This window comes from Frankia sp. CeRuru1 (assembly GCF_977966315.1).
In genome coordinates, this window is record NZ_CDWWEW010000448.1 from 3,257 (window position 1) to 3,832 (window position 576).

Below are 576 nucleotides of genomic sequence, written 5' to 3' on the forward strand. Positions count from 1 at the left end.
GGCTGGCACGGGGCGCCCGGCCCCGGCCGGGGTCCGGGCGCGGGATGCGGCCCGGGCGCCCCGTGCCAGCCCATCGAGAACGGGAAGGGATGGTCGAACAGGGCGTCGTAGCCGGTGAGGAGGCGGCCGAGCAGGCGGGACAACCCGTCCCGCTGGTCATCGGAGAGCGCGGCGAGGCGGTCGACCGGATGCCGGGGCAGGAGCAGGGTCTCGAACGGCCACAGCGCCCAGAACGGCACGACGACGAGCCAGTGCTCCTCCGCCAGGATCACCCGCTCCCCCGCCGCCGTCTCGATCTCGGCGTAGTCCATCAGCAGAGAGCTGCCAGACCGGGCGAAGTGCTCCCGCTGCCGCGCGTCCTCGGCGGCCGGCTCGTCGGGCAACACGTCGCAGGCCCAGATCTGACCGTGGGGGTGCGGGTTCGACGCGCCCATCGCGGTGCCGCGGTTCTCGAAGACCTGCACCCAGCGCCAGGTGCGGGAGAGTTCCTCCTCCTGCGCCGCCCAGGTGTCCACGACCGCCCGGACCTCGGCCGGAGTCATGTCGACGAGCCCGCGATCATGACGAGGGCCGAAG

1 protein-coding gene is annotated in these 576 nt (G+C 73.6%); it reads right to left on the minus strand.

The window, feature by feature from the left end; translation table 11 throughout:
• On the minus strand, nucleotides 1-576 hold a 576-nt coding region (gene galT / locus AC08OP_RS22370; RefSeq protein ID WP_476615977.1), incomplete at both ends, for a galactose-1-phosphate uridylyltransferase.